This is a genomic window from Paenibacillus sp. P22, assembly GCF_000469945.2.
Classification (GTDB): Bacteria; Bacillota; Bacilli; order Paenibacillales; family Paenibacillaceae; genus Paenibacillus_O; species Paenibacillus_O humicus.
The window spans coordinates 1-25,002 of sequence record NZ_CBRA020000132.1; the positions used below are offsets into that span (position 1 = coordinate 1).

Annotated in this window: 26 protein-coding genes and 1 pseudogene; 8 read left to right on the forward strand and 19 right to left on the reverse strand. The window is 56.4% G+C overall.

Features of this window, described 5'->3' with window-relative positions:
* The 4 genes from BN871_RS17825 to BN871_RS17840 form a co-directional block, all read left to right on the forward strand.
* A partial coding sequence (locus tag BN871_RS17825; protein ID WP_232313163.1) for a PepSY domain-containing protein occupies positions 1–938 on the forward strand: 938 nt, incomplete at its 5' end.
* Between the two features lie 40 nt (positions 939–978).
* Positions 979–1,485 carry a hypothetical protein gene (locus BN871_RS17830; RefSeq protein ID WP_048748187.1) on the forward strand — a complete coding sequence of 169 codons (507 nt, stop codon included), beginning with the start codon at positions 979–981 and terminating at the stop codon, positions 1,483–1,485.
* Positions 1,482–1,838: a cytochrome c gene (locus BN871_RS26265; RefSeq protein WP_049867335.1), complete on the forward strand. Its 357-nt coding sequence runs from the start codon at positions 1,482–1,484 to the stop codon at positions 1,836–1,838. Before BN871_RS17830 ends, BN871_RS26265 begins: the two co-directional genes overlap by 4 nt.
* Positions 1,839–1,847: 9 nt before the next feature.
* The gene (locus tag BN871_RS17840) at positions 1,848–2,570 is read left to right on the forward strand and encodes a response regulator transcription factor (RefSeq protein ID WP_048748188.1); all 723 of its coding nucleotides are present in this window, start codon (positions 1,848–1,850) and stop codon (positions 2,568–2,570) included.
* 14 nt (positions 2,571–2,584) lie between these two features.
* On the opposite strand, the gene BN871_RS17845 is transcribed toward BN871_RS17840, so the two are convergent.
* The 14 genes and pseudogenes from BN871_RS17845 to BN871_RS17905 all read right to left on the reverse strand — a co-directional run bounded on the left by BN871_RS17845 (position 2,585) and on the right by BN871_RS17905 (position 13,949).
* Positions 2,585–3,262 carry a response regulator transcription factor gene (locus BN871_RS17845; protein WP_048748189.1) on the reverse strand — a complete coding sequence of 226 codons (678 nt, stop codon included), beginning with the start codon at positions 3,260–3,262 and terminating at the stop codon, positions 2,585–2,587.
* A gap of 166 nt (positions 3,263–3,428) precedes the next feature.
* A complete protein-coding gene (locus BN871_RS17850) occupies positions 3,429–3,938 on the reverse strand; it encodes a TlpA disulfide reductase family protein (protein WP_198158062.1) in 510 nt (169 codons plus the stop codon).
* A 51-nt stretch (positions 3,939–3,989) separates the two neighbouring features.
* Positions 3,990–4,706, reverse strand: a complete 717-nt coding sequence (locus BN871_RS17855; protein WP_048748190.1) for an ABC transporter ATP-binding protein — start codon at positions 4,704–4,706, stop codon at positions 3,990–3,992.
* Positions 4,699–5,517: an ABC transporter permease gene (locus BN871_RS17860; protein WP_048748191.1), complete on the reverse strand. Its 819-nt coding sequence runs from the start codon at positions 5,515–5,517 to the stop codon at positions 4,699–4,701. Before BN871_RS17860 ends, BN871_RS17855 begins: the two co-directional genes overlap by 8 nt.
* A 3-nt stretch (positions 5,518–5,520) precedes the next feature.
* On the reverse strand, positions 5,521–6,090 hold the full coding sequence (locus BN871_RS17865) for a nitrous oxide reductase accessory protein NosL (protein ID WP_048748192.1): 570 nt from the start codon (positions 6,088–6,090) through the stop codon (positions 5,521–5,523).
* A complete protein-coding gene (locus BN871_RS17870; protein WP_164762939.1) occupies positions 6,087–7,502 on the reverse strand; it encodes a nitrous oxide reductase family maturation protein NosD in 1,416 nt (471 codons plus the stop codon). Before BN871_RS17870 ends, BN871_RS17865 begins: the two co-directional genes overlap by 4 nt.
* Before the next feature lie 420 nt (positions 7,503–7,922).
* Positions 7,923–8,504 (reverse strand): DUF1003 domain-containing protein, encoded by a 582-nt coding sequence (locus tag BN871_RS17875; RefSeq protein WP_021878201.1) that lies wholly within the window; start codon positions 8,502–8,504, stop codon positions 7,923–7,925.
* A gap of 42 nt (positions 8,505–8,546) precedes the next feature.
* The gene (locus BN871_RS17880; RefSeq protein WP_048748194.1) at positions 8,547–9,533 is read right to left on the reverse strand and encodes an aldo/keto reductase; all 987 of its coding nucleotides are present in this window, start codon (positions 9,531–9,533) and stop codon (positions 8,547–8,549) included.
* Positions 9,534–9,555: 22 nt separating this feature from the next.
* Positions 9,556–9,756, reverse strand: a complete 201-nt coding sequence (locus BN871_RS17885; RefSeq protein ID WP_021878199.1) for a hypothetical protein — start codon at positions 9,754–9,756, stop codon at positions 9,556–9,558.
* Positions 9,757–9,780: 24 nt separating this feature from the next.
* Positions 9,781–11,377: pseudogene (locus BN871_RS17890) on the reverse strand (amidohydrolase).
* 114 nt (positions 11,378–11,491) lie between these two features.
* Positions 11,492–12,043 carry a GNAT family N-acetyltransferase gene (locus BN871_RS17895; RefSeq protein WP_373864512.1) on the reverse strand — a complete coding sequence of 184 codons (552 nt, stop codon included), beginning with the start codon at positions 12,041–12,043 and terminating at the stop codon, positions 11,492–11,494.
* An 81-nt stretch (positions 12,044–12,124) separates the two neighbouring features.
* Positions 12,125–12,493: a hypothetical protein gene (locus tag BN871_RS29985; protein ID WP_373864514.1), complete on the reverse strand. Its 369-nt coding sequence runs from the start codon at positions 12,491–12,493 to the stop codon at positions 12,125–12,127.
* A gap of 3 nt (positions 12,494–12,496) precedes the next feature.
* Positions 12,497–12,826, reverse strand: coding sequence for a hypothetical protein (locus tag BN871_RS29990; protein WP_049867329.1), 330 nt, complete (start codon positions 12,824–12,826; stop codon positions 12,497–12,499).
* A gap of 211 nt (positions 12,827–13,037) precedes the next feature.
* The gene (locus BN871_RS17905) at positions 13,038–13,949 is read right to left on the reverse strand and encodes an AraC family transcriptional regulator (RefSeq protein WP_048748196.1); all 912 of its coding nucleotides are present in this window, start codon (positions 13,947–13,949) and stop codon (positions 13,038–13,040) included.
* 161 nt (positions 13,950–14,110) lie between these two features.
* Between BN871_RS17905 and BN871_RS17910 the strand changes: the two genes are divergently transcribed.
* Positions 14,111–15,154: a Gfo/Idh/MocA family protein gene (locus BN871_RS17910; protein ID WP_048748197.1), complete on the forward strand. Its 1,044-nt coding sequence runs from the start codon at positions 14,111–14,113 to the stop codon at positions 15,152–15,154.
* 60 nt (positions 15,155–15,214) lie between these two features.
* On the opposite strand, the gene BN871_RS17915 is transcribed toward BN871_RS17910, so the two are convergent.
* The 5 genes from BN871_RS17915 to BN871_RS17935 all read right to left on the reverse strand — a co-directional run bounded on the left by BN871_RS17915 (position 15,215) and on the right by BN871_RS17935 (position 20,517).
* Positions 15,215–16,387: a Ger(x)C family spore germination protein gene (locus tag BN871_RS17915; RefSeq protein ID WP_048748198.1), complete on the reverse strand. Its 1,173-nt coding sequence runs from the start codon at positions 16,385–16,387 to the stop codon at positions 15,215–15,217.
* 3 nt (positions 16,388–16,390) lie between these two features.
* Positions 16,391–17,863, reverse strand: a complete 1,473-nt coding sequence (locus BN871_RS17920) for a spore germination protein (protein WP_048748199.1) — start codon at positions 17,861–17,863, stop codon at positions 16,391–16,393.
* Positions 17,853–18,935: an endospore germination permease gene (locus BN871_RS17925; RefSeq protein WP_048748200.1), complete on the reverse strand. Its 1,083-nt coding sequence runs from the start codon at positions 18,933–18,935 to the stop codon at positions 17,853–17,855. Before BN871_RS17925 ends, BN871_RS17920 begins: the two co-directional genes overlap by 11 nt.
* A 191-nt stretch (positions 18,936–19,126) precedes the next feature.
* The gene (locus tag BN871_RS17930) at positions 19,127–20,065 is read right to left on the reverse strand and encodes a tyrosine-type recombinase/integrase (RefSeq protein ID WP_048748201.1); all 939 of its coding nucleotides are present in this window, start codon (positions 20,063–20,065) and stop codon (positions 19,127–19,129) included.
* A gap of 107 nt (positions 20,066–20,172) precedes the next feature.
* Positions 20,173–20,517, reverse strand: coding sequence for a metalloregulator ArsR/SmtB family transcription factor (locus BN871_RS17935; RefSeq protein WP_048748211.1), 345 nt, complete (start codon positions 20,515–20,517; stop codon positions 20,173–20,175).
* A 268-nt stretch (positions 20,518–20,785) separates the two neighbouring features.
* Here BN871_RS17935 and BN871_RS17940 point away from each other — a divergent pair, with 268 nt between their 5' ends.
* The 3 genes from BN871_RS17940 (at position 20,786) to BN871_RS17950 (ending at position 25,002) form a co-directional block, all read left to right on the forward strand.
* Positions 20,786–23,116, forward strand: a complete 2,331-nt coding sequence (locus BN871_RS17940) for a heavy metal translocating P-type ATPase (RefSeq protein ID WP_048748202.1) — start codon at positions 20,786–20,788, stop codon at positions 23,114–23,116.
* A 279-nt stretch (positions 23,117–23,395) separates the two neighbouring features.
* Complete coding sequence (locus BN871_RS26280) at positions 23,396–24,280, forward strand: ATP-binding cassette domain-containing protein (protein WP_021878184.1); 885 nt, start codon at positions 23,396–23,398, stop codon at positions 24,278–24,280.
* A 2-nt stretch (positions 24,281–24,282) separates the two neighbouring features.
* Positions 24,283–25,002, forward strand: a complete 720-nt coding sequence (locus BN871_RS17950) for a hypothetical protein (RefSeq protein ID WP_048748203.1) — start codon at positions 24,283–24,285, stop codon at positions 25,000–25,002.

A 25,002-nucleotide genomic window follows, 5' to 3' on the forward strand; every position in this document is an offset into this window, starting at 1 on the left:
CTCAGGTGTTCCGGGTCCTCGACAAGCTCGACGGCTCCTGGAAAGACGTGCAGCGCGTGCATGCGCCGTTCGGCCTGATGAAAATGGTTTGCCGAAGACGCGGCATCCCGATCTTCACGTTCATCAACAAGCTGGACCGCGAGGGCCAAAGCCCGTTCGACTCTGATGGAGGAGCTGGAGCGGGTGCTCGGCATCCGTTCGTCCTGATTGCGACCGGACTCCCTTGGTCAGGCGTCCTTGGCGGACAGATCGATCGGGCGGCCAACGCCACCAATACCAATACACCTCCCTACGCATACCTTTTTTCGGGGCAGCCGGAATCCATTACCGTCGCCAAGGATATTGCGGACAATATTCCATGGGCGGCCGAAAATACGCCCGTGCCGAATTCCATCTCGGGCGGTTATGTAAGGCTGTCTATGAACGAAATCGCCGCCATTGCGGAGCGTCAACATGTCCTTAAGCCTTATACGATAACCATGCCGAGGGGTGACTCCGGCGTATACAGCGTATCTACCGATCATGTAAAGCCGGGAAAAGAAGTCACTCTGCATGTGGACCCATACAGCGGCGCCGTCCTTACCGATGTCCGCTACCAGGACTTCGGTGTTATGGCAAAGCTGATCACCCTGGGCATCGCTTTTCATGAAGGCAGGCTGTTCGGCCTGGCCAATCAGATCATCGGACTAGTGACATGCCTCGGCCTTGTGCTTATTTCGGCCGGATCCTATGTCATGTGGCGCAAGCGAAAGCCTTCAGGCACATTAGGCGCCCCCCGCAAGCCCAAGGATAAACGCGTCATGATCGGCGTTCTGGCCATCATGGCTGTACTAGGCATCCTTATGCCGCTCGTCGGCCTCTCCATATTGGCCATCTTGATTGTCGACCTTGTACTCATTTCTCGGATCCCGGCTCTGCGCCGCTGGCTCTCTTCCTAGGAGGAATCGCAGTTGAAAAGAAAAAAAACGCATAGCTGGAATGATGATCGCGGCGAGTTCCCTCCTGTTCAGCGGCTGCACGGCCGATATGTCCGGACGAGATGCCAACGGCTTTATTCCTCATCTTAGCGTGGATATGAACGTGCCTACTGACCTAAAGCTGGGCATGGACAAGACGTTTTCCATCCAGGTCGAAGAAAACGGCAAGCCGTACGAAGGCTTTTACAAAGCCCAGTTCCAATTCTGGCCGGAGGACGGCTCCTCCCCTCCTCTCACCGTTCCGGGCGTGATGTCCTCTCCGGGTTGTTATACGGCTTCACCTGCTTTCGATAAGGAAGGGGTTTACAGGGTGAAATTCAGCGGTATATCAGCGGAATATGAGATTATGCCGGCAAAGCGCTTTGCGATCGGCGCACAGGCCTCCAAGCATTTGACCGAGCTTGAAAAGCAAGAAAACGATGCCCCCTCCACCCCTGCTGCCGGCGGGCATCATCACGGACAGAAAGAATTCAGAACGAGGTCATGGAAGGAGCGAACTCAATCATGAAATGGTTCATGGGGATTGTCCTTCTTCTAGCGGCTGTGCTGGCTGTCTATTTGCTCTCGTTCCGCCTGCCTGAACCGCAGCGGACGGCAGTCCAGGAAAACGCGGCATTTCCGAGCACGCCCGCAGATGCGGCAGCTGCGGCAACCATCTACAAGTCCAGCTGCCTTCCATGCCATGGAGGCAATCTCCAAGGAGGCATGGGGCCTTCCCTGAAGACGATCGGAAGCAGCTGGAGCAAAGAGCAGCTATTCCGGCAGATCAGTCAAGGAGGCGGCGGCATGCCCGGCTTCAAATCCAAGCTGGAGGAGAACGATATCGTCAACCTCACTCTATGGCTGTCTGAACAGAAGTAGGGGGATGCCATGAAGCGGCCAACCATTCTGGTCATCAGCGAGAAGCCTTCCGTCCGCAATCAAGTCATGCGCAGCGGCTTGAAGGCGAACTGGACGGTTCGCGTCGAAGGGGACGGAGCAGGCGGACTTCTCCAAGCTCTTCAGGAGCCTTACGATGTCGTCCTCGCCGAATCCAATCTTAAGGATATTGACGGCTGCACGATCTGCAGCGAAGTTAAAAAGCAAACGGAAGCTTCTTTTATTCTGCTCCGAGCCGAGGAGCAGAAATCGTCTTCTATCCAGGCGTTCGAGAATGGCGCGGATGATTGCCTCAGCTGGCCGATCAGCGAAAAGGAGCTTGTCCTGCGGGTGAATGCCCTTGTGTACCGATCCTTTGCCGTGCTTTCTCCCCTCCATAAGTCGAGACGACCCTATTTGCTGAAGCTTGATCCGGCTCACCTGATCTGTTGGATCCACAATAAGCCGGTCGTACTGGCGCCCATGGAGTACGAGCTCCTCTCCTGCCTGAGAAACAGTCCGAATCAAGTGCTTTCCAGAAACGAGCTCTTGATCCGCACACGCTCTTCCGCTTTTCGAAAAAACATGCGGAGTCCATCTATTCATGCCAGGACGATCGATACCCACATCATGAATCTGCGGGCCAAGCTGGAAGAAGCTCTTCCGGGATCTTCGAAATGGATCCAGACGGTTCGCGGAGAAGGGTACCGGTTGATCGAGAGACTTCAGCGGTGACCGGCATGCCCAGGCTAGAACCGATGACGATCCGGCGGCAGGACGTCGCGGTCTATGAGACCTTGCTCGTAAGCGTACCGCGTCAGCTGGACCCGATTGGCGAGCTGAAGCTTGGCCAGGATGTTCTTCAGGTGATTTTTGACGGTATGCTCGGAGATCGTCAGCTCCTCCGCAATCTTTTTATTGATCAGCCCTTTGGCCACGCAGGAAAGAATTTCACGTTCCCTGTTCGTTAAAGGCGACACGGCGGAATAATCGGCAGGATAGGCTTGAAATTCCTTTAAGACCATGGAAGCGAGCTCTTTGGACATGGGGGTTTCATCGGATACGATCGCTCTTAGATAGCTCAGCCAGGTTCCGGGTTGCAGGTTTTTGAGCAGGTATCCCTGCGCCCCTTTTTTTACTGCCTCGAACAGATCGGATATATCATCCGAAACGGTCATCATCACGATCTTGATCCAGGGGTAGACCATCTTGATCCGTTTTGTCGTCTCCAGGCCGTCCATTCCAGCCATGCGGATATCCATCAGAATCAAGTCCGGCTGCAGCAGCCTGACCAGCTCCAAGCCTTCCTTCCCGCTTGAAGCTTCTCCCACGATGACAAAAGCGGAATCTTCCTTTAAAAGCTCTCGAACGCCTTCGCGCGCCATGGAGTGGTCATCCACGACAAGCACCTTTACTCTTGTTTGCATCGTCTTCTTCACCTGCTTCTTTGTCCTTGTTCCCCCATTGTGCAGCAGCGGGATGAAAAGAACATGACTCTTTGGAGTCACCGGGCAGCAATCTCAAGCATTCATTGCGGCTAGAAAATGGATACGATAAAAAAACCCGCTTCGATCGAAGCGGGTTTTTCGGTATTCATAATGCCTCAGCAAGGGATTTCTCGATGTCCGCGACACTTTGAAATTGTCCTTGGACGATGCGGGCGATCTTTCCTTCCGGAGAGATCAGAATGGAAGTCGGAAGCGCATTCGCCCGATAAGCGCTGACCGCTTCCCCCGTTATATCCACGAATACGGGCATGTCGATATGGTTGGCATCCATAAATTCACGAATCGTTCCGCGGCTTTCCCCTACATTGACGGCCAGGACGGCCGTCGTGTTTCCAGTCAGAGCCGAGCGGGCTGCTTCGCTGATCAAGGGCAGCTCCGTGACGCAAGGAACGCACCAGCTGGCCCAAAAGTGGACGAGCACCGCTCGGCCGCGATAGTCGGATAAATGAATGCTTTCCCCGGTCAGTGACTTGACCCCGATATCCGGAGCCGCCGAGCCTTCTTTGACCGAAGCGCCCGTCCCTTGCGGCCGGTTGTCGGCGATCGCGGCGACGGTCGCAAGAAGAGCCGCAGCCAGAAGAAGCAAAGTCAGCAAGATCTTTGGCCTTCGTTCGAAACGGAAGCGGCCTCTGTTCATAAATCCTCCTTATCCGCGACGCGTATCGCTGAACGCTGCATGCAGCCCGCCTGGTCCGTACTCCTCCAAAAAGGATGAAACAGCGCCCTGCTTGACGGCCGATCCTTCCTGCAGGAACAGGACGTAATTCGCGGAGGCTTCGGCTACAGGCAGCTGATGAGTCGAGTAAATCACGGCATGCCCATCCTCGGCGGCCCTCTTCACCAGCTCCACAAAAGCATCCATCCAGTAAGGATCGAGGCCGTTGGTCGGTTCATCCAGCACGAGCAAGGACGGGCGCGACAGCAGCGCCTGGGCAAACAGCAGCCGTTGGCGCATGCCTTTGGAAAAAGAGGCGACCTGCTTGTTCCTTACTCCCGTCAAGCCGACTTCTTCCAGGACCTCCGCGGTCCTCCCGCGGGACAGCCCCCGCAGCGAAGCCCAGAAGCTCAGCGTTTCCCAAGCCGTCAGCCCTCTGGCAAAAGAATAGTCGTCCGGCATATAGCCCATCTGTTCGGCGTAAGACCGGCGATTGTCCTTCCAGCTCAGGCCGTTCACTTCGATCCGCCCGGCCGTCGGCTGGAGGATGCCCATCACCATGCGCAGCAGCGTGCTTTTGCCCGCTCCGTTGCCGCCGCAAAGGGCATAGACGTCACCTCTTTGCAAAGACAAGGACACAGGACGAAGGATCGTCTGGCCTTTGATCGTTTTGCCGGCTCCCTCGATTCTAAGAACAGGTTCATCCACGGGAACGCCCCCTTTCCCAAGCCCAGGCTGAGACTCCGGACGCCGCCACGATCCAGAGCAGGCATACGGCGGCAAAAAGGATGGCTCCCAGCGGCTCGCTCATGACGTCTACCCATTTGTAATAATCGGGACCAAGGATAGAACCGCCGCCAAGCTTCACCACGACGAATAATCGCACCAGCTCGGCCGGATTGAGAAACGTCAGGAAGATCAACGCCGGCTTGATCCACAGATAGGGAACGAACCCAAGTCCCGCGATCAGCAGCGCCGGCCAGCCGATGACGGTGAAGAACCAGAAGGCGACACCGTAAGTGAGCGCCTGCCAGCGGTTGCGGGCCGCAGTCCCGATCAGGAGAGCGACGGCCAGGAAGAGCAGAATCAGAAGGACGGAAAATACAAGGAACAGCAGCAAGGTCCGGAGCTGGAAGCCTCCTCCTGCAAGCGCTCCGGCTACTCCGCTCACGCCGTACGCAAAGGCGGCGACCGTCATCAGGACAATGGCGAGCCCGGCATATTTGCCCAGGATGAACGACCATGTTCGCAGAGGGTAGGTGGACAGCAGCTGCCAGCTCCCTTCCTCTTTTTCCGCCGTCAGGGAAAAGGAGCCGATCAGCAGCGTCATGAGAGGCAGCAGATACAAGATCAGGCTTAACATGGAACCGGTCGTGCTTGTGTAGCCGGATATCGAGCTGCTCGAATGAATCAGCAGCAGGACGAGGGTGAACAGGGTGAACAGCGCTAGAAAAGAGTAGGCCCACGGGTTGCGGAAGCCGAGCTTGATTTCCCTTCGCGCAATATGCAGCATATTCATCGCTTAATGGGAATCGGAGCCCATATTTGCAGTCGCTCCCGCATTTGCGCCCATATCCATTTCACCGCCTTCATCATGCGAGTGTCCTTCTCCCATATCCATGCCCATTTGGGCTTTATTCTGCGTCCATTCATGCGAAGCCAGGTCCGCGGCTGTCATGAGCCGGCCTTTTCCTTGTTCTTTCGTGAACGCTTCCGCTGAAGCCTTGTCCTTGAAGCTGTAGATCCCGTACGCCATAGGCGACTTGAAATCGGCATCGTAGACATAAGCGGCTTGGTCATAAGGAATCCATTCCTTGTCATTGTAATCACGAACGTATTCGCCGCCGATCTTTGCCTCCGCGTTTTTCTCCTTCCACTCGTTCATGCATCCGATATCGTCGAATTTGAATGTCTTGCCCTCGGTTGTCGTCAGTTGAGTGGCGAAAGCATCGTCCTTGATCTGCATATTGCAAATGGCGCATTTGTCCACCGTCTCGTCGATCGGCACCGGCTCATAGGTTTGCTTGCCGCAACCGGCAGCCAGCAGGATGGTGAATAAGGAAACGAACAGCACGAGCGTAATTTTTTTCATGATTTTTTGACCCCCATTAGTGTAATGATCGTTAGTGCCGCCACGAGCAGAGCCGCTCCGGCTATTCCCGTCTCCGCTGCGCTCCATGGATTCGGCCGGCTATCGGTTGAAGCGGATGATGACAAAGCAGGCTCCATCCTGGGCTCGCGATCCTGCGTCCATTGCTTTGCATCCGCAGTGAAGAGACTTTCCAGAAACCTCATGCCCGGAGACTGGAAAAAAATCTGATAAGCCGGTATTCCTTTCGTCAGCCTTTGAAAAAAAGGATTCATGACGTACGGGATATCGCTGATCCCGTCGCCGCTGGGATCCAGTCCTTGAAAGGCATCCCAATAATTATGGAGCAGCTCGTTGTCCTTGCTGCCATCCGCTTGCGTTTCGATGACATTCGAGACGAAGCGGTTGTTCTCGAGCCGATTGCTCTGAGAGTCCAGCAGTTGAATGCCGACGAAGTTGTACGAAACGTCATTGTGCTCCCATACGTTGTTCCGGGACATCTCGATGTAAAGCCCGACGCGGTTTCCCGTCAGCTCGTTGCCTGCGACCCGGGTATTCTGCACATCGAAGAACAGCATGCCTTGCGAGTTGACGCTGCCTTTCTGCCGAGTAAAGACGTTGTCGGTCACCTCGGCTCCCTTCACGATCATGGCCATAATGCCGGTAACGTTGAACTCGCCGCTGTTGCGCCTCATGATCGTGCCGTTGGTATACATGCAATGAATGCCGTACCGGGAGTGGTCGATCTCGTTGCTTAGGACGGCATTGTCATGGCTGCTCTCCATGTAGATCCCGTCGAACATGCCGGTCACCCGATTTTCCTGAATGAGATTGCCGTTGGACTGAAAAAGGTCGATTCCATTTCGCTTGTCGGTCTGGCGAGCCGATTTTCCCTTGAGATCATCCGTGGGAGCGACGACCGAGCCCCTGATGGTGGATCCGTTGGATTTGCGAAGCTGGATGCCGTAAGAGCGGGACTTGATTCGAAGCCCATCCACGACGACCCTGTCGGCGGATATGAGTACGGCCGGAGCTTCGCCCGCAGCATCTTTTTCAACGGCCATTCCGTGCAGCTCCGCTCCTTCCGCGGCCAGCTTCACGACAGGAGCATCCCCGCCCGATCCGGTCAAGGTCACGCCTTCGGCTTGTACGATCAGTCTTTTCGAGATGACGATCGCTTCCGCGTACTGTCCGGGCGGCAGTGTTACGGCTTCTCCCGGCTTGGCTGCATCCAGCCTGTTTTGAAGCGAAGCCGCTCCAATCTCTGTCGGGGAAGCCGCTGCCGAATCGGCATGCCCCGATGCTCCCGGCAAGCATGCCGTGCATACGGCCAGGACGGCTGCTCGTCTGACGAGCCTTCCTAATCGGCAATCATGGTTGAACTGGATAGCCAGGAAACTCCCCCCTCTGTGCAAAGCCCGTTTCTCCCCTTCCATGATCATAAAAGAAACGGAGATTTTGCACATAACCCTTTCGGGCTATGAGCAATGACGATCCCGTGACAGGCTGTCTCGATATCCATGCTTGCTTGATGGAAGAACCGAATGCAGGGGAATGGGCATGCCGCAGCCGGTATGGACTCAATCCGCTAAGCAAGCCGTTCATTCCGTGCTTGAAACGGCGAGAACATCCAGCAAGCTCGGACAGAACTCCGGCTCAATCGACTGTGCGCAAGCAACAAAAAAGAGAGCGCCGGATCGGTGCTCTCTTTCCTTTTTTCTTTTTTGTTAATGTCATCAACAATCCGGATCAACCATCGGGAACATACAATTAATTGGATTAATGATCTACACCCTTAAGTATCAAACAAACCTTTAGGTTCGCGGCTCGACCACTCAATCGGCTTTCCCTTTGGCGTCAGTCGACCGCAGCAGAGCTTTGATCTCTTCCATATCCCTCTTCGTTTCGCTGCGAAAGCTTGCAAAATCCGCCTCGAGGCGATGCAGATGCCCTTGCATATCGTCGATTTCCAGCTCGGCCTTGTAATTGATCGCATAATCGATTATGCTCTCGCGCTTGTCGCGGGCCGCTTGGCGGTTCTGGCTCATCATGATGATCGGAGCCTGGAAGCCCGCCAGGAACGACAGCACAAGGTTGAGCAGGATGAAGGGCGGTCCGTCGAAGCGGATCGCCTTTGTCAGCGCCAGGCTGTTGATGACGATCCATAAAGCCAGCACGGCAAAAAAGATAACGATGAACCGCCAGCTTCCGCCGAACTGGGCGATTCGGTCCGCAAGCTTGTCCGGCCAACGGGTATTTTTGTCGTACTCCTCGTTCACCTTGGAATGGATCACATGCTCGAACTCGGCTACGAATCCGTTCAGCCTGGACGAATACGTACTCAGATCGTCCCTTGACAGCTCGGCCTCCATTTCAGCCTCTATTCCTGCAGCATCCATAGCCTTTGTTTTCGCCATCGATCATCTCTCATCTCCGCTCTTTGTCATCTCATCATGGATCTATAGAGACAGGGAAGAAATCCAGAAGCTTCCGTCGCGCGAATAATCCCGGAAAGGACCCGGCACGATCATATCGATGGCATCCAGCTCTTCGCTCGTCCATTGAACGGCCAGCGCGCCCAGGTTCTCCTCGAGCTGACCGCGGCTTTTGACGCCGATGACGGGAATGACGTTTTTCCGCTGCAGCAGCCAGGACAGGGAGAGCTGGCTCAGCTTGACGCCTTTTTGATCCGCAAGTGCCGCCAGCTGCTCGACGATTTCCAGTTTCTTTTGATTGCGCGGTTCAGCCAGATTCATGCGCTCGCCGCGGGAATCGGCCGGAAGAGGCTGATTCTGCCTGTATTTGCCCGACAGCCAGCCGCCGGACAGGGGCGAATACACAATCGTGGCCAATCCATGCCGCTCCGAGGCGGGCAGTATTTCCTGCTCGATCGTCCTGTCCAGCAGGCTGTAGGAAGGCTGATTCGAGACGAACCGCTCCAGGTTCATCCTGTCGCTGGTCCAGAGCGACTCCACGATCCGCCACCCCTCGAAGTTGGAGCAGCCGATATAACGAACCTTGCCCTGCTTGACCAGATCATCGAGCGCTCTCAGCGTTTCGTCCAGCGGAGTATGGGGATCCGGACGATGGATCTGATACAGGTCGATGTAGTCGGTGCCGAGCCTTTTCAGGCTGTGCTCGACCTGCTTCATGATCCGGTAGCGGCTGGCCCCTTCTCCATTGGGGCCGTCCTCGGTCCTCACCTTGAACTTGGTCGCAACGACGACCTTCTCCCGGCGTCCCTTCAAGGCTTTGCCGATGATCTCCTCCGAGGTGCCCTTGCCGTAGGTGTCGGCTGTATCCAGGAAATTGATTCCGGAATCCAGCACCTGGTCAATGACCGCGAGAGAGCTTTTTTCATCCATATCCCAGCTGCCGTAAGTCATCGTTCCGAGGCAGAAGCGCGAAACCTCCAGTCCCGATCTTCCCAAGTACGTATAGTCCATGATTGCATTCCTCCCCCAATGATTAGTTGAACACGAACCAGACCAGAGCGACGACGCTGAGCACGGCCGTCACGGCATACAGCATGCTGAGCCTTGCCCATTTTTTTCCATGCGCGCGGTCGTAAGCAGGGTTTCCATTTCGATTTTCCTTGGAAAAGCCAACCGCCAATGTAGCGCCGATCGCCGCCAGAATGACGGCCCCCACGAGAATATAACTGAACATGACAATCCCCTTATCGATTTAAAGTTAGGCTTGATAAGCGACGATGCCGTTGACGACCGTCATCAGCGCCTTGGCATGAAGCAGCTCGTCGGGATCCATGCCGTCATGGATCCGGCGGTCGACGACGGTGAAGTCGGCATGCTTGCCGATCCCGATCGAGCCCCTCCGGTCCGACTCCCCCGCCGCGGCCGCGCTGCCGTGCGTGAACAGCCCGATGGACTGGGAGATGCTCAGCTTCTCCTCCGGCAAATAGCCTTCATGCCGCTCGCCGGGCTTGCGCCTCGTAACGGCGGCGTGGATGCCGAGGAACGGATTCAGCGGCTCGATCGGCGCATCGCTGCCTCCGGAGCAGGGCAATCCCGTCTGCAGCCATTTCTTCCAGGCGTACAGATAGCTTGTCCGCTCCGGGCCGACCCGGTCCATGACCCAAGGGAAATCGCTCGGCACGAACCGCGGCTGCAGATCGACGGCCAGATTCATCCTCTTCATGCGCTCCACCGTAGCCGGCTGCACGATCTGGGCATGGATGAAGCGGTCCGGGAGCTTGGCGTCCGCGGCCAGCGGATGCGCCTCCAGCACATCCGCCATCATCTCGGCGGCTCCGTCCCCGATCGCGTGGAAGGCGATCGGATATCCCTGCCGCCGCGCCCTGCCGACAATCCCTGCCAGCTCCTCCGCTGTATGCATCGCCAATCCCAGCGCGGCGGGCGCGTCGTGATAAGGCTCCCGGAGCAGCGCCGTGCGGCCGCCGACCGSCCCCGTCGGCGAACAGCTTCACCGCTCCGATCCGCAGCCAGTCGCTGCCGCTGCCCGCCCGCATCCCAAGCTCCTGGATCTCGTCCAGGAAGCCGTGGAACATCAGCTGATGGGTCCGGAAAGCCAGGCCTTCCTCCCTCAGCTCGCTCTGGATGCGCAGCATCGCTTCCACGCTGCCGAGCAGCCGGAGATCCTCGGTGTGGGCGGCCGTAAGTCCGAGCCGGAGCGCGTCCTCGCTGGCCCGCCTCATCGAGCTCTTCAGGAAATCGTAATCCGGTGCGGGCTGGACGGCGGCGAATGGAGCGGATGCATTCTCGTAGATCCAGCCGTTCAATTGACCGCCGGCATCTCTGCCGAAGGCGCCCGATTCCGGATCGGGAGTGTGCGCCGTAACGCCGGCTCTGCGGAACGCTTCCGAATTGCCGAGAAACGCATGGAAGCAGGTTCGAGTGAGATAGACGGGATGCCGCTCCGTGATTTCATCCAGCTCTCTCCGATGCGGCGCCGTTCCGTCCGGGAAGTTGTTCTCGTTCCAGTTCAGTCCGAGAATCCATTCGCCCTCCGGCGTGGAGGCGGCCCGCTCGGCAATCATGTGCAGCATCTCTTCCCTCGATGCCGCTTCGGTAAAGTCGAGCATGCCGAGCTTCATGCCATGCATCCCGAGATGCATATGGGCATCGACCAAACCGGGCAGCACCTGCGCCCCGTTCCAATCGACTTTCGCGTAAGGACGCCCGCTGAGCTGAAGCTCCAGCTCGGAAGCGGTTCCAATCGCCCGGATGATGCCATTCTCGACGTAGACCGAATCGGCCGCGGCCGATTCCGTCATGAACAGATTGCCGCGTACGAATAAGACGGCAGACATGGCGACCCCTCCCCGTTTTTTTCTTTCATTATACCAAATCGCCGCTGCCGCAAAAGACAAAAAACCGCCACGCGCGTGACGGTCTTGTGCCTGATGGAGGGATGCTTATGGCGACTATTTCCGATGCAGCTGCCTGTATTCATCCTCGAGAATGGCCATGAGAATGGAGTCATGATAGGCATGCCCATAATAGAGCGCCTCGCGCTGTACGCCTTCGCGCTTGAAGCCGAGCTTCTCGTAGACATGCGCCGCCCTTTCGTTGAACGCGAATACGTTCAGCTCGATGCGATGCAGATTGAGAATGCCGAATCCGTAATCAAGCATGAGCCGCAAAGCCTCGCTTCCGTAGCCTTTTCCCTGATGGGACTTGTCGTTCAGCGCGATCCGTATGCCCGCATTGCGGTTGTTGCGGTCGATGTCCTGAATCGCGATGTCTCCGATCAGTTCATCGGTATCCCGGAGAGCGATCAGAAGAAGGACGGAGGATGCATCCTTCTCCTTGCCATGGAGGTAATCGACGATTTGTTCCCTCGTATAGTGCTTCTGCGTGCCGGTGAGCATCCGTGTCTCGGAGTCGTACAGGCCGGCGTAATACCAGTCGGCATCCCCTGCTTCCACAGGTCTCAGATAAACGGATTTTCCTTCCAGAAATCGGACGGGTTTCATGATGGCTGTTCTCCTTTTCGACGAACTCATTATTTCAAAAGATTACCAGCCCGTGTGCGGCCCGTCCAGAACCGAAATCGGTTAAACCCGTTCTCTACCATCCTTCTGGAACGGAACATAGACGAAGGACGCCTTGGCAGGCGTCCTGGCCGAAAGGTCGATCCGGGAAATCAATGAAGCGGCAGCCTGCAGCTTGGCTAGCTCTTCGTCCAGCAGCTTGCGGTACAGATCGGCGCTCATTTTCCTGCCGTCCTCCAGATTTCCTTCTGGATGGCGGATCCATTGCCACAGCTGCGCCCTGGAGATTTTGGCCGAAGCGTCATCCTCCATGAGGCTGTTGATCGGCACGGCGCCCGTTCCACGCAGCCAGGCTTCGATATAGTTCAAGCCGACCGACAGGTTCAGGCGGACGCCGGCTTCGGTAATGGGCTCTCGTGGCGCTTCAAGCAGCTGCTAGGCACCGACGATGCCGTCCGGGTGGATGAAGAGCTGGCTCGCCCCCGGCATATGTTCGTTGAATCCCCCCTCTGCCACTGCGACAAGCCCGGGATGGGCGACCCAAGTGCCGTCATGGCCGATCCGGACTTCCCTCAGCTTGTCGAGGCGAACCTTTTCAAGCGCCCGTTCGTTGGCGGCGGGATTTGTTTTTGAAAGGAATTTGCGCCGCCATGCCGCCGATGCAGACGCTCCCCGCCGGTGGCAGGTCTGGACCGCAAGCCGCGCATAAGCGGCCATGAACGGCGAGTCCATCTTGAAGAGGCTGCGGTCGGGAAAAACAAGCACAAAAAAACCCGCCTACATCGCGGGTTTTCCATCGGACTGATACCGATCATCGGCATGCATCGGCCAGAGGCGGCTATTCCATCAAACGCGCTGTCAGCATGGACTGCGCCACTTGCCGCCGTCATGCAAGTAAGCATCCTTGATCGCCCGGTATGCCGTTCCTTCGCTCACCGATGCCCAAGCATCGCCGCAACAGACTCTACGGACTGTTCTACCAATCCGTGCCGCCAGCCTGCGTCCTGTCAGGCAAGGCTCTATTTCTCGCCTGCGACGGCGTCATGCCGACATATTGCTTGAACAGCCTCGTAAAATAATTGGGATTGCTGCAGCCGACGCGTTCCGCGACTTCGGTGACGGACAAGCCGGTTTCCAAGAGCAGCTTGGCCGCCTGCCGCATCCGGCAGCGGTTCACAAAATCGGTGAACGTCCTTCCGGTCAGCCTCTTGAACATCTTGCAGAAATGGTGCGGGCTCACGCTCACCATCCTGGCCGCTTCCCTGACTCCCATGGGCGCGCCGCTGTCTTCCACGTGCCGAATCAATTCCTTGAACCTTTCCTGCCGGAATCCGGCTTCCCTTGCCCGTCCCGCCTGTCCCGGAGGCAAATGAGTCCGAGCCAGCCATGCAAAGGCAAGAAACAGATAGGTTTTGGCGATCATCCGCCCGGAAGCGGAGAACCCTGTCCCGGACTCCGCGACAGCCATGTCGATCAAGCGCCGCGCTTCTTCTCCGCATCGGCCCGGATAGGCAGGCAGGGAAGCTCTTCCATCCAGATAAGGGCTGAGCAGCGTGTCATAGTCCTCTTCCTTGGCCCAATCGCTGAACAGCGCCCCGTTGAACACGATAGAGACATACTCCACTTGCTCCGAGCCGCGGCTGAACCCCGTATGCAGATCGCCCGCCTGCACGACGAGCAGCGTTCCCGGCTCGGCCTCGCATACCTGACTGCCGATATGGAATACGGCCCGTCCCCGCCGCATCACGATGAACTCGAAATGTTCGTGCCAGTGCAGGAACAGGACGCATTGGCCAGGCTTCGTTTCTCCCGAAGCGTTGAAAAACAGTTTGAATGGATAGCTGCGGTCCAAAGGGTTGTTCTCCCAATGCTCCCGGTTCATCTCCATCGGCTTCACCTGCACAAGATAAGAGTGGTTTTGCGCAATTTAGGATCGAGAATACAGGGCTGGAATGCGTTATAATTCACTTGACAGCGTTTACTATAGCTCACAATCAGAGTGAATGACAAGCCCGATAGGAAGGGCCAGGCTGGAGGAGGCAAATACAAATGAAAGAGAAGATGTTTCGAATTGTCGTCGCCGGATGCGGCGGCATGGCGAATACTTGGGTGGAATACGCCATGGGCAGGCAGGACGCGGAGATTGTCGGACTTGTCGACATCCGTCTGGAATCCGCTGAGCGCATGGCCGAGAGGCATGGGCTGAGCTGCGGGAAGTATGTGTCGCTTGAGGAAGCAATCAAGGAAAACGAAGCCAATCTCGTGTTCGATGTCACCATCCCGGCCAGCCATCATGAGATCGGCACAGCTGCGATGAAGCTTGGCTGCGACGTATTCTCCGAGAAGCCGCTCGCTGAATCGCTCGATGGCTGCCTCGATCTCGTCCGGGTATCGGATGAGACGGGACGATCGCATGCCGTCATGCAGAACAGACGCTTCGACCCCAATATACGGGCGTTGCGGAGCCTTATCAAGGAAGGAACGATCGGCAAGCCCGGTTTCGCCGGAGCGGACTTTTTTATCGGCGCTCACTTCGGCGGCTTCCGGGATGCCATGGAAAGCCCTCTCATTCTGGATATGGCCATCCACACGTTCGACCAGGCGAGGCTTATTCTCGGCGCCGATCCTATCTCCGTCTATTGCCATGAATTCAACCCCGCCGGCTCCTGGTATGCGGGAAGCGCGGCTGCCGTCTGCATATTCGAAATGTCCGACGGCTCCGTGTTTAACTATCGGGGCTCCTGGTGCGCAGAAGGCGCCCCCACCTCGTGGGAAGCTCAGTGGAGGATTACAGGCTCTGCGGGAACGGCGATATGGAACGGCTCGGACAGCCCATATGCGGACATCCTCGCCCCTCAGCAGGAGGAGCAAGCCTTCTTGAAGGCGACGAAGCGGATCGAAACCTCCCCTGCAGCCGGCGGCGCGTCCTGGCATCACCGCTGCCTGGACGAATTGTTCGACTCCCTGCTGCAGGAACGCCCCGCCGAAACGGACTGCCGGGACAATCTTCTCAGCATGGCTATGGTGCTCGGCGCGATGGAAAGCTCAAGAAGCGGGCGGAAGGTGCTCCTGTCGGAGCTTCTCGGACGCTAGCGCCGGCTTCACCTCGATCCGATCGGGTCCTCACAGGATCGCCTCTCCAATCTATCCGTTTTAGACTATCACCGGCTGACTTCTCCGATCATGGGATTTTTGAGAGCGCCGGAATGGCTGATTCGAGCATTGACCTTGATTTCCACAACCGGCTTCATGTCGAACAGCGAGGTATCGTTCCCAAGCGCTTTCCACGCCCGATTGGCTTTTTTTATACATGGCATGCTCCAAATTCAGAAGGTCCGTCTTGGTGCGAACGGATTGCTCGACCATCTGGCGGACCTCTTCTTCAATTTTCCTGTTGGATGCTGCCTCCAATTGGGACAAAGACATATACTTCTCGTCTTGCCGCGACGATAGATACCCTTTGGTCTGGATTTCGACCTCGAATGTTGGAATCGGGCCCGGGCGGACGGAAATGCTGGATTTCGGATCCAGAAAGATAATCTGCACATCCGTTTTGTCCTCCGAAGGCACAAGCAGCGAAATCCGGTTCGACTCTTGGGCAAGCCAGCGCATTCCCTGCAGCTGCTTGATCGGAACGAGCGATTGCAGCCGCTTTTCCTTGATAAAGTAAGCCCCGCTTACATACGGCTTTTCCTCTTTTCCTTTCTGATCCTTCCACTGCGTCTTATTAATGGACACCGCCGGTATATAAGCGGTCTCTCCCGGCTCGAAAGCGCTGCGCATCAACTCGAACAATTGCACGGGCTCAAGCTGAGAATTCTGAATGAAGATGGACTTGGGCTCATGCAAAATCGTATTCAGCGCCGATTGCCGGAAAAATCCGTTCATCATGAGAATATCCTCCATCTTGTCCTTCGTCCCGTATACCCATGGCGTCAGCCTGATTTCATGGTAGCGGGGCAAGCTGTCGAATACATGCTCGAGTCCGTGCCGGATAGCTCCTTCGCCGAAGATGACAGCCGTCATATGCGACCAGACAATCATGGATTGGCTCGTTTTATAGATTTGAAACATCGCGTCGTTCAGCGTGGAGCCCTCGCCATGGCCGACCCAGATCATCGGGCTTTGATCGTTCGCATTGGGTTCCGTTTTGGCGACGGATGCAAAATCGAGCATTTGATAATACCCGACGTACTTGCCGTCTACATAGTCGATTCCGATCGCGGTGACGTAATTGAGATCCTGAGGATCGACGATATCCGTGTTTCCCGAGCAGGATGTCAGCGTCAGCAGGACCGCGATTCCGCCCAGCGCGCGCCGCAGCATAGATTATCCCTTCTTCCGTTTTTTCAGCATCGTTGCCATATAATTGCGCCTTTGGCGCGGGTTCAAGGCCAAGGCGGACATCCATTCCCGGAACTGCAGGGAAGCGATCGGCTCCAAATAGTTGAGCCCGAACGAATCCAGCCGGCAAAGATAGATCAGGATGCCGATGCCGGACAGCATGAATCCGTACACGCCCAAGTAAGAGGAGAAGAACAGGACGAACAGCCGGATGACGCTCACTGTGCCGGATAGGGATTGGTTGACGAGCACGAACGTCGCGACTGCCGATGTCGAGATGACTACGAGCATCGTAGGCGAAGCCAGTCCTGCACGGACGGCGGCATCGCCGATGATGATGCCGCCGACGATGCCCACCGTTTGGCCGACCGCTTTGGGCAGCCTGACCCCCGCTTCCCTAAGAAGCTCGAACAAGATCAGGAGAGTAAGCGCCTCCAGCGCCAGCGGAAGCGGAATGCCGCTTCTGGAGACGACCACCGTCGCCAGCAGCTGGAAAGGAATTTGGGATACGTTCACCGAACCTATCGCGACCCAGAAGCCGGGCAGGAAGATGGCGATCAGAAACCCGACCATCCGGATCAGCCTCTGAAGCATGACGAAATGATACGGGTAATGCACATCCTCCGGCGACTTGAGCACCTCGAAGAAATTGATTGGACCGATCAGCACCATCGGAGACCCGTTGACGATGACGATGAACCTTCCTCTAAGCAGGCATTCCGTAGCAAAATCGGGCCGGGCAATGTAATCGAGGAGAGGAAACAGGGAAAAAGAACGGTCCGACAGCCACTGCTCCAGCTGGCCGCTCCCAATGATGCTCTCCGTCTCGAAGCTGGAGAGCCGCTTCCTGATTTCGTCGATTAGGACCGGATCGGCTTTATGCTCGAGATAGACCAGGTATACCTTCGTGCGGCTCAAAGACCCGATATCGAACTGCTCGCTGAATAGATGGGACGTCTGCAGCCTTTTGCGGATCAGGGCCAGGTTCGTATTCACCTCTTCGGTGAAGGCGTCCTTGGGTCCTTTGATGGAAATTTCCGTATTGGACTCCGCAGGCTGCCGCTTCGGAATATCCGCGATGTTGAGGGCGTGGAACCTGCGCTCTCCCGCCTGATGAAAGAGGACATAACCGGTGAAAAGCAGATCGATCATCCAGCTGGCGGTATCCGCCTCGATGATGGGCGGGGACACCGGCGGGCCGCCCTGCTCGCTCCCCCCTTGGTCGAGCCAAGCGATAAGCGGGTTCATATATTCGTTCAGCTCGGCATGATCGATCATTCCATCGCAGTAGAAAACAGCGAACCTGGATGCATATCCTTCCGGAACGGGAGCGAAGCATAGATCCGAGTAGACCGAAAGCTCTTGCTTCAGATGCTCCCCCTTCAGCTTGCCCGCCGCCAGCAGCTCCTCCAGATGCGCTATCGCCGGCGGCTGTTTTGGCTCCTGCTTATCCTTCATTTCGGCTCAACCCTCTTCCAGGCGGAATGAAGCTGGCGATGAACAAGATCAGCAGCATAGCCAGACCGAACAGGACGAGACCCGGATAATAAAGGAACTCCATGAATTGCTGCATTGTGATGTCGCTGATCGGCAGCAGGATCATGACGACCAGGGCGAGCGCTATTCCCGTTGTCCACCACTGACGGAATCGGATCGATTTCGTCTCGAGAATATCCGTCAGCAGGAACAGCATCAGAGCGACCCGCACGAGAGAGCCGGCCATCAACTGCAGGATGGCCAGGAAATCGACATGGGAAATCCGCTTGCCGACAATGAGCAGCCTCCATTGCTCGAAGGCGGGAAAGCGCAAGCTGCCGGCCACCGACGGTCCGAACGAAGCGAGGCTGCCCGTTACGGGTCCAATGACCAGTCCGCATAACAGCGTGATCAGGATGACGAGGCTGGTATAGTTGAGAGGCTTTTTGAGCTTGTGCTGAAGCAGAAGCAGCAGCAGCAGATCCGTCGTACCGCCGACGACGATCATGCTTCCCTTGAGCACAGGACCGGCTCCGTTGGCCAGGACGGGCATCAAATAACCGTAGTCCTTGGCGTAGAATGTAAACGCCGATACGAAATGCCCCAGAAGCCAGATGATCGGCAGAAGCAGGGCCGACATTTGAAACAGCGTGCTTCCTCCTTTGTAAGAGGCGCCCAGGGCGAACAGCATGAACAAGACGGTAACAATCCAGATGGGCGTAAAAGGCAGGAAAAAAATCGTCACGACCTCGATCATATCGAAGAGGGCAATATACCCCGCGAGAAAATAGTTCAATGCCATAACCGCGATAAGCGGAACGGCGATCCAGACGCCCATCCGCGATTTCAGCCAGCCGTACAGCTTCTCCTTGCCGATGGATTTCGATATCCGCACAAAGAACAGGCCCCATGCAAGCAGAAATACATATGCGACCAGGACGCTGATCCAGGAATCCCTTCCGGAAGTCTTCAGCAGCTGCGGCAGGATAAGAACATGATTCGATATGCCGAGCGATAACAGGAGAAGGAAAATGACCTGCGTCCGCGAGTACATGTAGTTTTCGCCTCCTATGCAGCAAGTAACGCTTAGAGTATCCAGTTTCATCCATGGATATTCGGCAGCAGATCCTCTCCTTGCTGGCGGCTAATGCCTTCCCGTTGCCGAGCCAAAAAAAAAGAACCGCAGCTTCGGCCAAAGGCGGAAGCTGCGGTCGGCAGGCAATCTCTGCTGAAACATACAAGCGGCTATCCACGCTTCACCCATGTCGGTATTTTGCCGGCAACGGAATCCATCGCCTCTCGCAGCTGCTTGTTGTCGATATGCGTATAGATTTGAGTCGTCTCGATGCTGGCGTGCCCGAGCAGCTCCTGCAGCGTCCGGATATCCGTGCCGCTGCGGATCTGCATCGTGGCGAAGCTATGCCTCAGCTTATGGCTCGACAGCTTTTTCATCGACAGCTCCGGCAAGCTGGCCTGCAGCCGGGAGAGCGTGGAATCCGCCATGTTCTGAATCATCCGGATCGACAGGCGCCTGCCCAGCTGAGACACGAACATCGGCTGCTCCTTTCCTTGCTTCATCTTGAGCTCGGAGGTTTCCATCATTTGGAGCAGGAGCCGCGCGAGCGATGACGGCAGCGGCAGATAACGCCATTTGCGCCCTTTGCCCAGCACGGACAGCATGCCTTCGGACGTCAGGTCGTGTCGGTTGAGCCTGTGGATCTCTCCGACCCGAAGTCCGGCATAGGACATCAGCAGCAAGATCGAAAGATTGCGCTCGCGATGCCTGCCTTCGACATGCTCGAACAGCAGCTGCAGCTGCTCCTCCTCCAGATAGACCGGGATGCGGTTTTTCTGCTGCCTGGATTTGGCTGTAAGCGCGGCCGGATTCACATTCAGCTGCTCCATCTCGTTGAGCGCCTTGTAAAAGGCTCTCAGCGAGGACAGCTTCCGGTTGCGCGCTTCATCTCCTGCCCCCGCTTCTCTCGTGCGGGACAAATAACGCATGATGTCGAGCTTGGTGGACTGCTCCAGCGGAGCGGGATGCATCATCGAGAGAAATTGGCCGACATCGGCTTTGTAGGCTCTTTCGGTCGAAGACGTCATGCCCTGGTTTTTCATCCAGATGCCGAACAGCTCGAGCTCCGTTCCATAGGTGTCCTGAAGCTCATGATTCGTTGCGTACAAGTCCTCCAACCTCCCGCTTTGAATTCATTTATCGCTTTAAAATCGAAGTTGCGTAAAATATGTATTTCACGCCATTTTTGAGGCAAGAAAAATCGGCAATCCTAAGGCTAGGAATGCCGGATATGCTGCAGCGTCTGCGTGAAGATTTGCTCCACATGGTCGTCGTCCAAGGAGTAAAACACGGTTTTGCCTGCCTTGCGGCGTTTGACGATGCGCATATTGCGCAAATATCGAAGCTGATGGGATACAGCCGACTGGTTCATGTCCAGCAGCACGGTCAAGTCATGCACGCATAATTCGGCATGAAGCAGAGCTCCTACCAGCCGCACTCGAGTAGGATCCGAAAAGGCCTTCATCCAATCGGCCAGCTGGCCGGCGGAATTCTCGTCAAGCATCGATGCCCGCACCGCATCCAGATTGGCTGTCGATCCTTCCCCGGAGTCCTCGTCCATCAATTCGGCCGTCTCCAACCGCCCGTCACCGGAAGCAGGCCGCACTGCCGAAGAATAGAATGTTTCATCGGTCATTCTTCATCACTCCGGTTTCTCTAAGGTGGTTTCATTATATCAAACGGGGAGTTAAAGCGGAACTTTTACGGATAATAAAAAAAAGAGACGCTCTATGGGCTGTTTGCATTGACACTCCAATGGTTTAATCATATTATATGAGCAAGTGATCATATGTTATATTAATTCTCTTTTTGGAAAGTAGGTACCGACGATGACGGAATACCGGGTAAAAGGTCTCAGCTGCGGCAATTGCACGCTCGAGCTCGAACGTGAAATTCGCAAGCTTCCTTACGGCGATACGGCTACTCTTCATTATTCCTCGGCTCGGCTTGTCATCGACGAGCGGGTGCCGCTCGATAAGCTGCGAAAAATATTGAAATCGGACGGAGCGGCTTTGATCGGTTCAGCCGCGGCGGCTTCAAGCCCTCATGCTGGAGTTTCCTCTTCTTGCGTATTGCCGGAATCAGGCCAAGGCCATTCTTCGGAGCATGAACACGGCAGCAGCGAAGATAGCCATAACCATAACCATAGCCAATCGAAATGGAACAGCACTGCTGGCGTAGCGGCGGCTGCTTCAGGCGAAGCCCCAGACACCGGCAATGCTCAAGCAGGTTCTCACACCGGCAGCGATGGCCACGGACACGATCACAATGACGGCCATCATGATCACGATCATGGAGATGGAAGCCGCTTGACCCTGTATCTCATAGGCGTCTCCTTCCTGCTGTTCGCTCTGGCGGCATGGTCGGGCTCCCTCCTCTCCGACACGATGCAAATCGTCTTTTATGTCGCGGCGATAATTTTGAGCGGCTGGTCGACGTTCTGGAGAGGACTACGCAATTTGCTGCGCTTTCGCTTCAACATCGATACGCTCATGACCGTCGCGCTGGTCGGGGCGGCAGCGATTCAGGAATGGAAGGAAGCTACGCTCGTCGCCATCCTGTTCGGCATCAACGAGCTGCTTGAAGGCCTCGGCATGAGCCGTGCCCGCCGTTCCATGGACCGGCTGCTGCAGGCTGCGCCGAAGGAAGCCGTGCTGCTGGCCGACGGCGGCCAGCAATCCGTCCCGGTAAGCCGGCTTCGCGAAGGCGATCTCGTGTTAGTGAAAGCAGGCTCGCAGATCCCATCGGACGGCACGATCGTAAGCGGTCAGAGCTCTGTCAACGAAGCGGCGATTACAGGCGAGTCGCTCCCTGTCGACAAGAAGATCGACGATCAGGTTTTCGGCGGCAGCCTCAACAACGAAGGCATGCTGACAGTCCGGATCGACCGGGCTTACCAGCAGTCCTCGCTGGCCAAAATCCTGCAGCTCGTGCAGGAAGCCCAGGAATCGAAAACGCCGACAGAGCTGTTCATCAACCGCTTCTCCCGATACTACACGCCCTTTATTATGCTTGTTTCCCTGCTCGTCATCCTCATCCCTCCGCTGCTGCTCGGCGGTTCATGGAACCACTGGCTTTATGAAGGGCTGGCCGTCCTTATCGTAGGATGTCCATGCGCTTTGATCCTCTCCTCGCCCGTTGCCATCCTGGCCGGAATCACCCGATTGGCGCGCGAAGGAATTCTGGTCAAAGGCGGAGCCTTTTTGGAGCAGCTCGGCAAGATCGACTTGATCGCCTTCGATAAAACCGGAACGTTGACCAAAGGCCGGCCGCATGTCGCGGCCGCGGAAAGTTGGGATGACCGGTTCCTGCCGATCGCGGCCGCGATCGAGAGCGGTTCGTCCCATCCGCTTGCGGGAGCGGTTCTGGATTATGCCGAGCAGCACTCCGTGCATGTCGAGCCGCTGGAATCCGAGACGGCCGCAGGACGCGGGCTGAAGGCGTCGAAGGACGGAGCCACCTATACCCTCGGCAGCCAGCAGCTCATCGAGAGCCTCGGCCTTGCCGACTATGACAACATCAGAGCATCGGTCGATTCGTTCTTGAAGCAAGGTTATACGCTTGTGCTCGTTGCCGACGATACCCGCGTGCTGGGCATGTTCGGCATATCTGACGAGCTGCGGCCGGAAAGCCCGGCGGTGCTGCAGGGGCTTCGCCGAGCCGGCATCTGGCGCACGGTCATGCTGACCGGCGACAACGCTCAATCCGCAGACCGCATGGCAAAAGCAGCCGGCTTGACCGATGTGTATGCCGGCCTGCTGCCGGAAGATAAAGTCAAGCGCATCCAAGAGCTCAAGTCGTCCGGCAAGGTGGCCATGATCGGCGACGGCATCAACGACGCTCCTGCGTTGGCGGCGGCCGATCTCGGCATTGCCATGGGAAAAGGCACGGACAGCGCCATTGAAACGGCTGATCTGGTACTCATGCAGGACAATCTGACGAAGCTTCCTTCTGCTGTCCGGACCGCAAAAACAACGAACCGGATTATCCGCTTCAATCTTGGCGTAGCTCTCGGCCTCAAGCTCATCGCCCTCTTGCTCACCATTCCGGGCTGGCTGACGCTTTGGATCGCGATCCTGTCGGATATGGGCGCCACGATCTTCGTGTCCCTGGTCAGTCTGACTCTGCTCCTTCCTGTACGAAAAAAAGATAAAGCCTAATCATAGACATCATTTAAGGCGCCTTTCCTCCAGGAAAGGCGCCTTTATCATTCCGATATGATGCAAGGCACGAGAAGAGCGGCTTCGATGCGATCCGTATTTTAATTCCGGAGCCGCCAGATACTTCACGCAACGGTTTGTCCATGGGCCTTTATCGATCTTCATTTCAGCATCTTTCGACTTCTCTACCAAACGGAATCTTCCAAACATTGCCTTTCAACAGTCAAATAAGGTACGCTGGATACGGTCTGAAGCGAAAACGCAGGGGAGGCAAGGCTTGTGGAGCAGGAACCGATCATCACTCTTTCCAATATCTCCAAATCTTATCATAAGCGAAAAATATTATCTTCCGTCCATTTATCCATTCATTCCGGACATGTCTATATGCTGCAGGGAAGCAATGGCTCCGGCAAAAGCACGCTCATCAAAATTGCCGCGAACCTGGTCGCCCCTACTTCCGGAATCCGCAAGGTAGCCGCGCATAAAACCATTCGGATCGGCTACGCGCCCGATCATCTTCCCAAGCTGAAATTGTCATCGTCCGAATACCTCCGATATATGGGACGGATTGCCGGCATCGACAAGCATGTCTTAGCGGACAAAATCCTCGAGCTCCATCGGCTTTTTCAGCTGGATCCCGGTTCCTCCGCCTATTTGCTCCACTATTCCAAAGGGATGCTCCAAAAAGTAAACCTCATGCAGGCTTCGCTGCAAAAGCCGGATCTGCTTTTGCTGGATGAACCGCTGTCCGGCCTGGATGCGGAATCGCAGGCTCATCTGCTGGAAGCGCTGCAGAAGATTCATATGGAAGGCACAGCGGTTGTGGCAGCCGTGCATGATTCCTTGCTGATCGAGGCTCTTGGCGGCACCATGCTGCAACTGAAGGAAGGCGTCCTTTCGGTGGAATCGAACGTTCCATCCCAGGCGGCGGCAGCGCCCTCCCACAGCCAGGTCGAAATCAAAGGCAGAGCCGAGCCGGACATGCTGGCACAAATTCTGATGAGATATCCGCAAGCCAGACGTCAGCTGGCCGAGTCCAACGATTTGCTCGGGTCCGATGATTTCATTGTTCATCTCCCCTATGGACAGTCGCAGCAGCTCCTCCTTGCGCTGCTGCAAGCCGGGGCGGTCGTCGACGTCGTGATACCGATAAAGGAGGGCTGAAAATGCGCCACCTGCTGGCCTACCATTGCCGCTGCCATCTTCGTTCTTACCGCTATGCGGCGCCGCTCTCGCTGTTCTTGCTGGCCCTTTTGTTCATCTACGCCCAGGTTCCGAATCCGGTCATGGGCAGCTATGCGTTTTCCTCTTCCTTCTTGTTCTTGATTATGATATGGGTCTGCATCGGAGTCATGGAAGGGGAAGAAGCCAATCAGGACATGATCCTCTCGCTGCAGGCGGGTTCGTTCCTGCGGCTGTTCGCTTCCAAGCTGCTCTACGCGTGGTGCTTTTCGCTTCCCTTGGCAGCATTCGCCGTTCTGTACCCTGCCCTGTTCCACAAGTTCGCCAGAGCTCCCGAGGTGTCCGAATTAGCCTTTTCATTCGGCAGCCACATCGTGATGTCGGTGCTTGGCGTCGGAATTGCATCGTTGTTCAACAGCCGGTTGATATCTTCCCGCTCGATCTCCTATCTGCTGCTGCTGGCCGTCATTGCCCTTTCCTTCTCGGGACAAGGCATTCTGGACCAGCTTCCGGCGCCGGCAAACGGATTGGCCTGGCTTGCTCCTCCGGCCTGGCATATGGTACGCACATTGACGCAGTATGACGGCGCAGCCACCTCCGTTCGATTGGCCGCGATTGTCTATCCCTTGCTATACGGCGTTGCCGCGGCTGCATGGGCGTGCAAGCTCATGAACAACCGGAAGCTCGACCTTCCATTGAAGTAA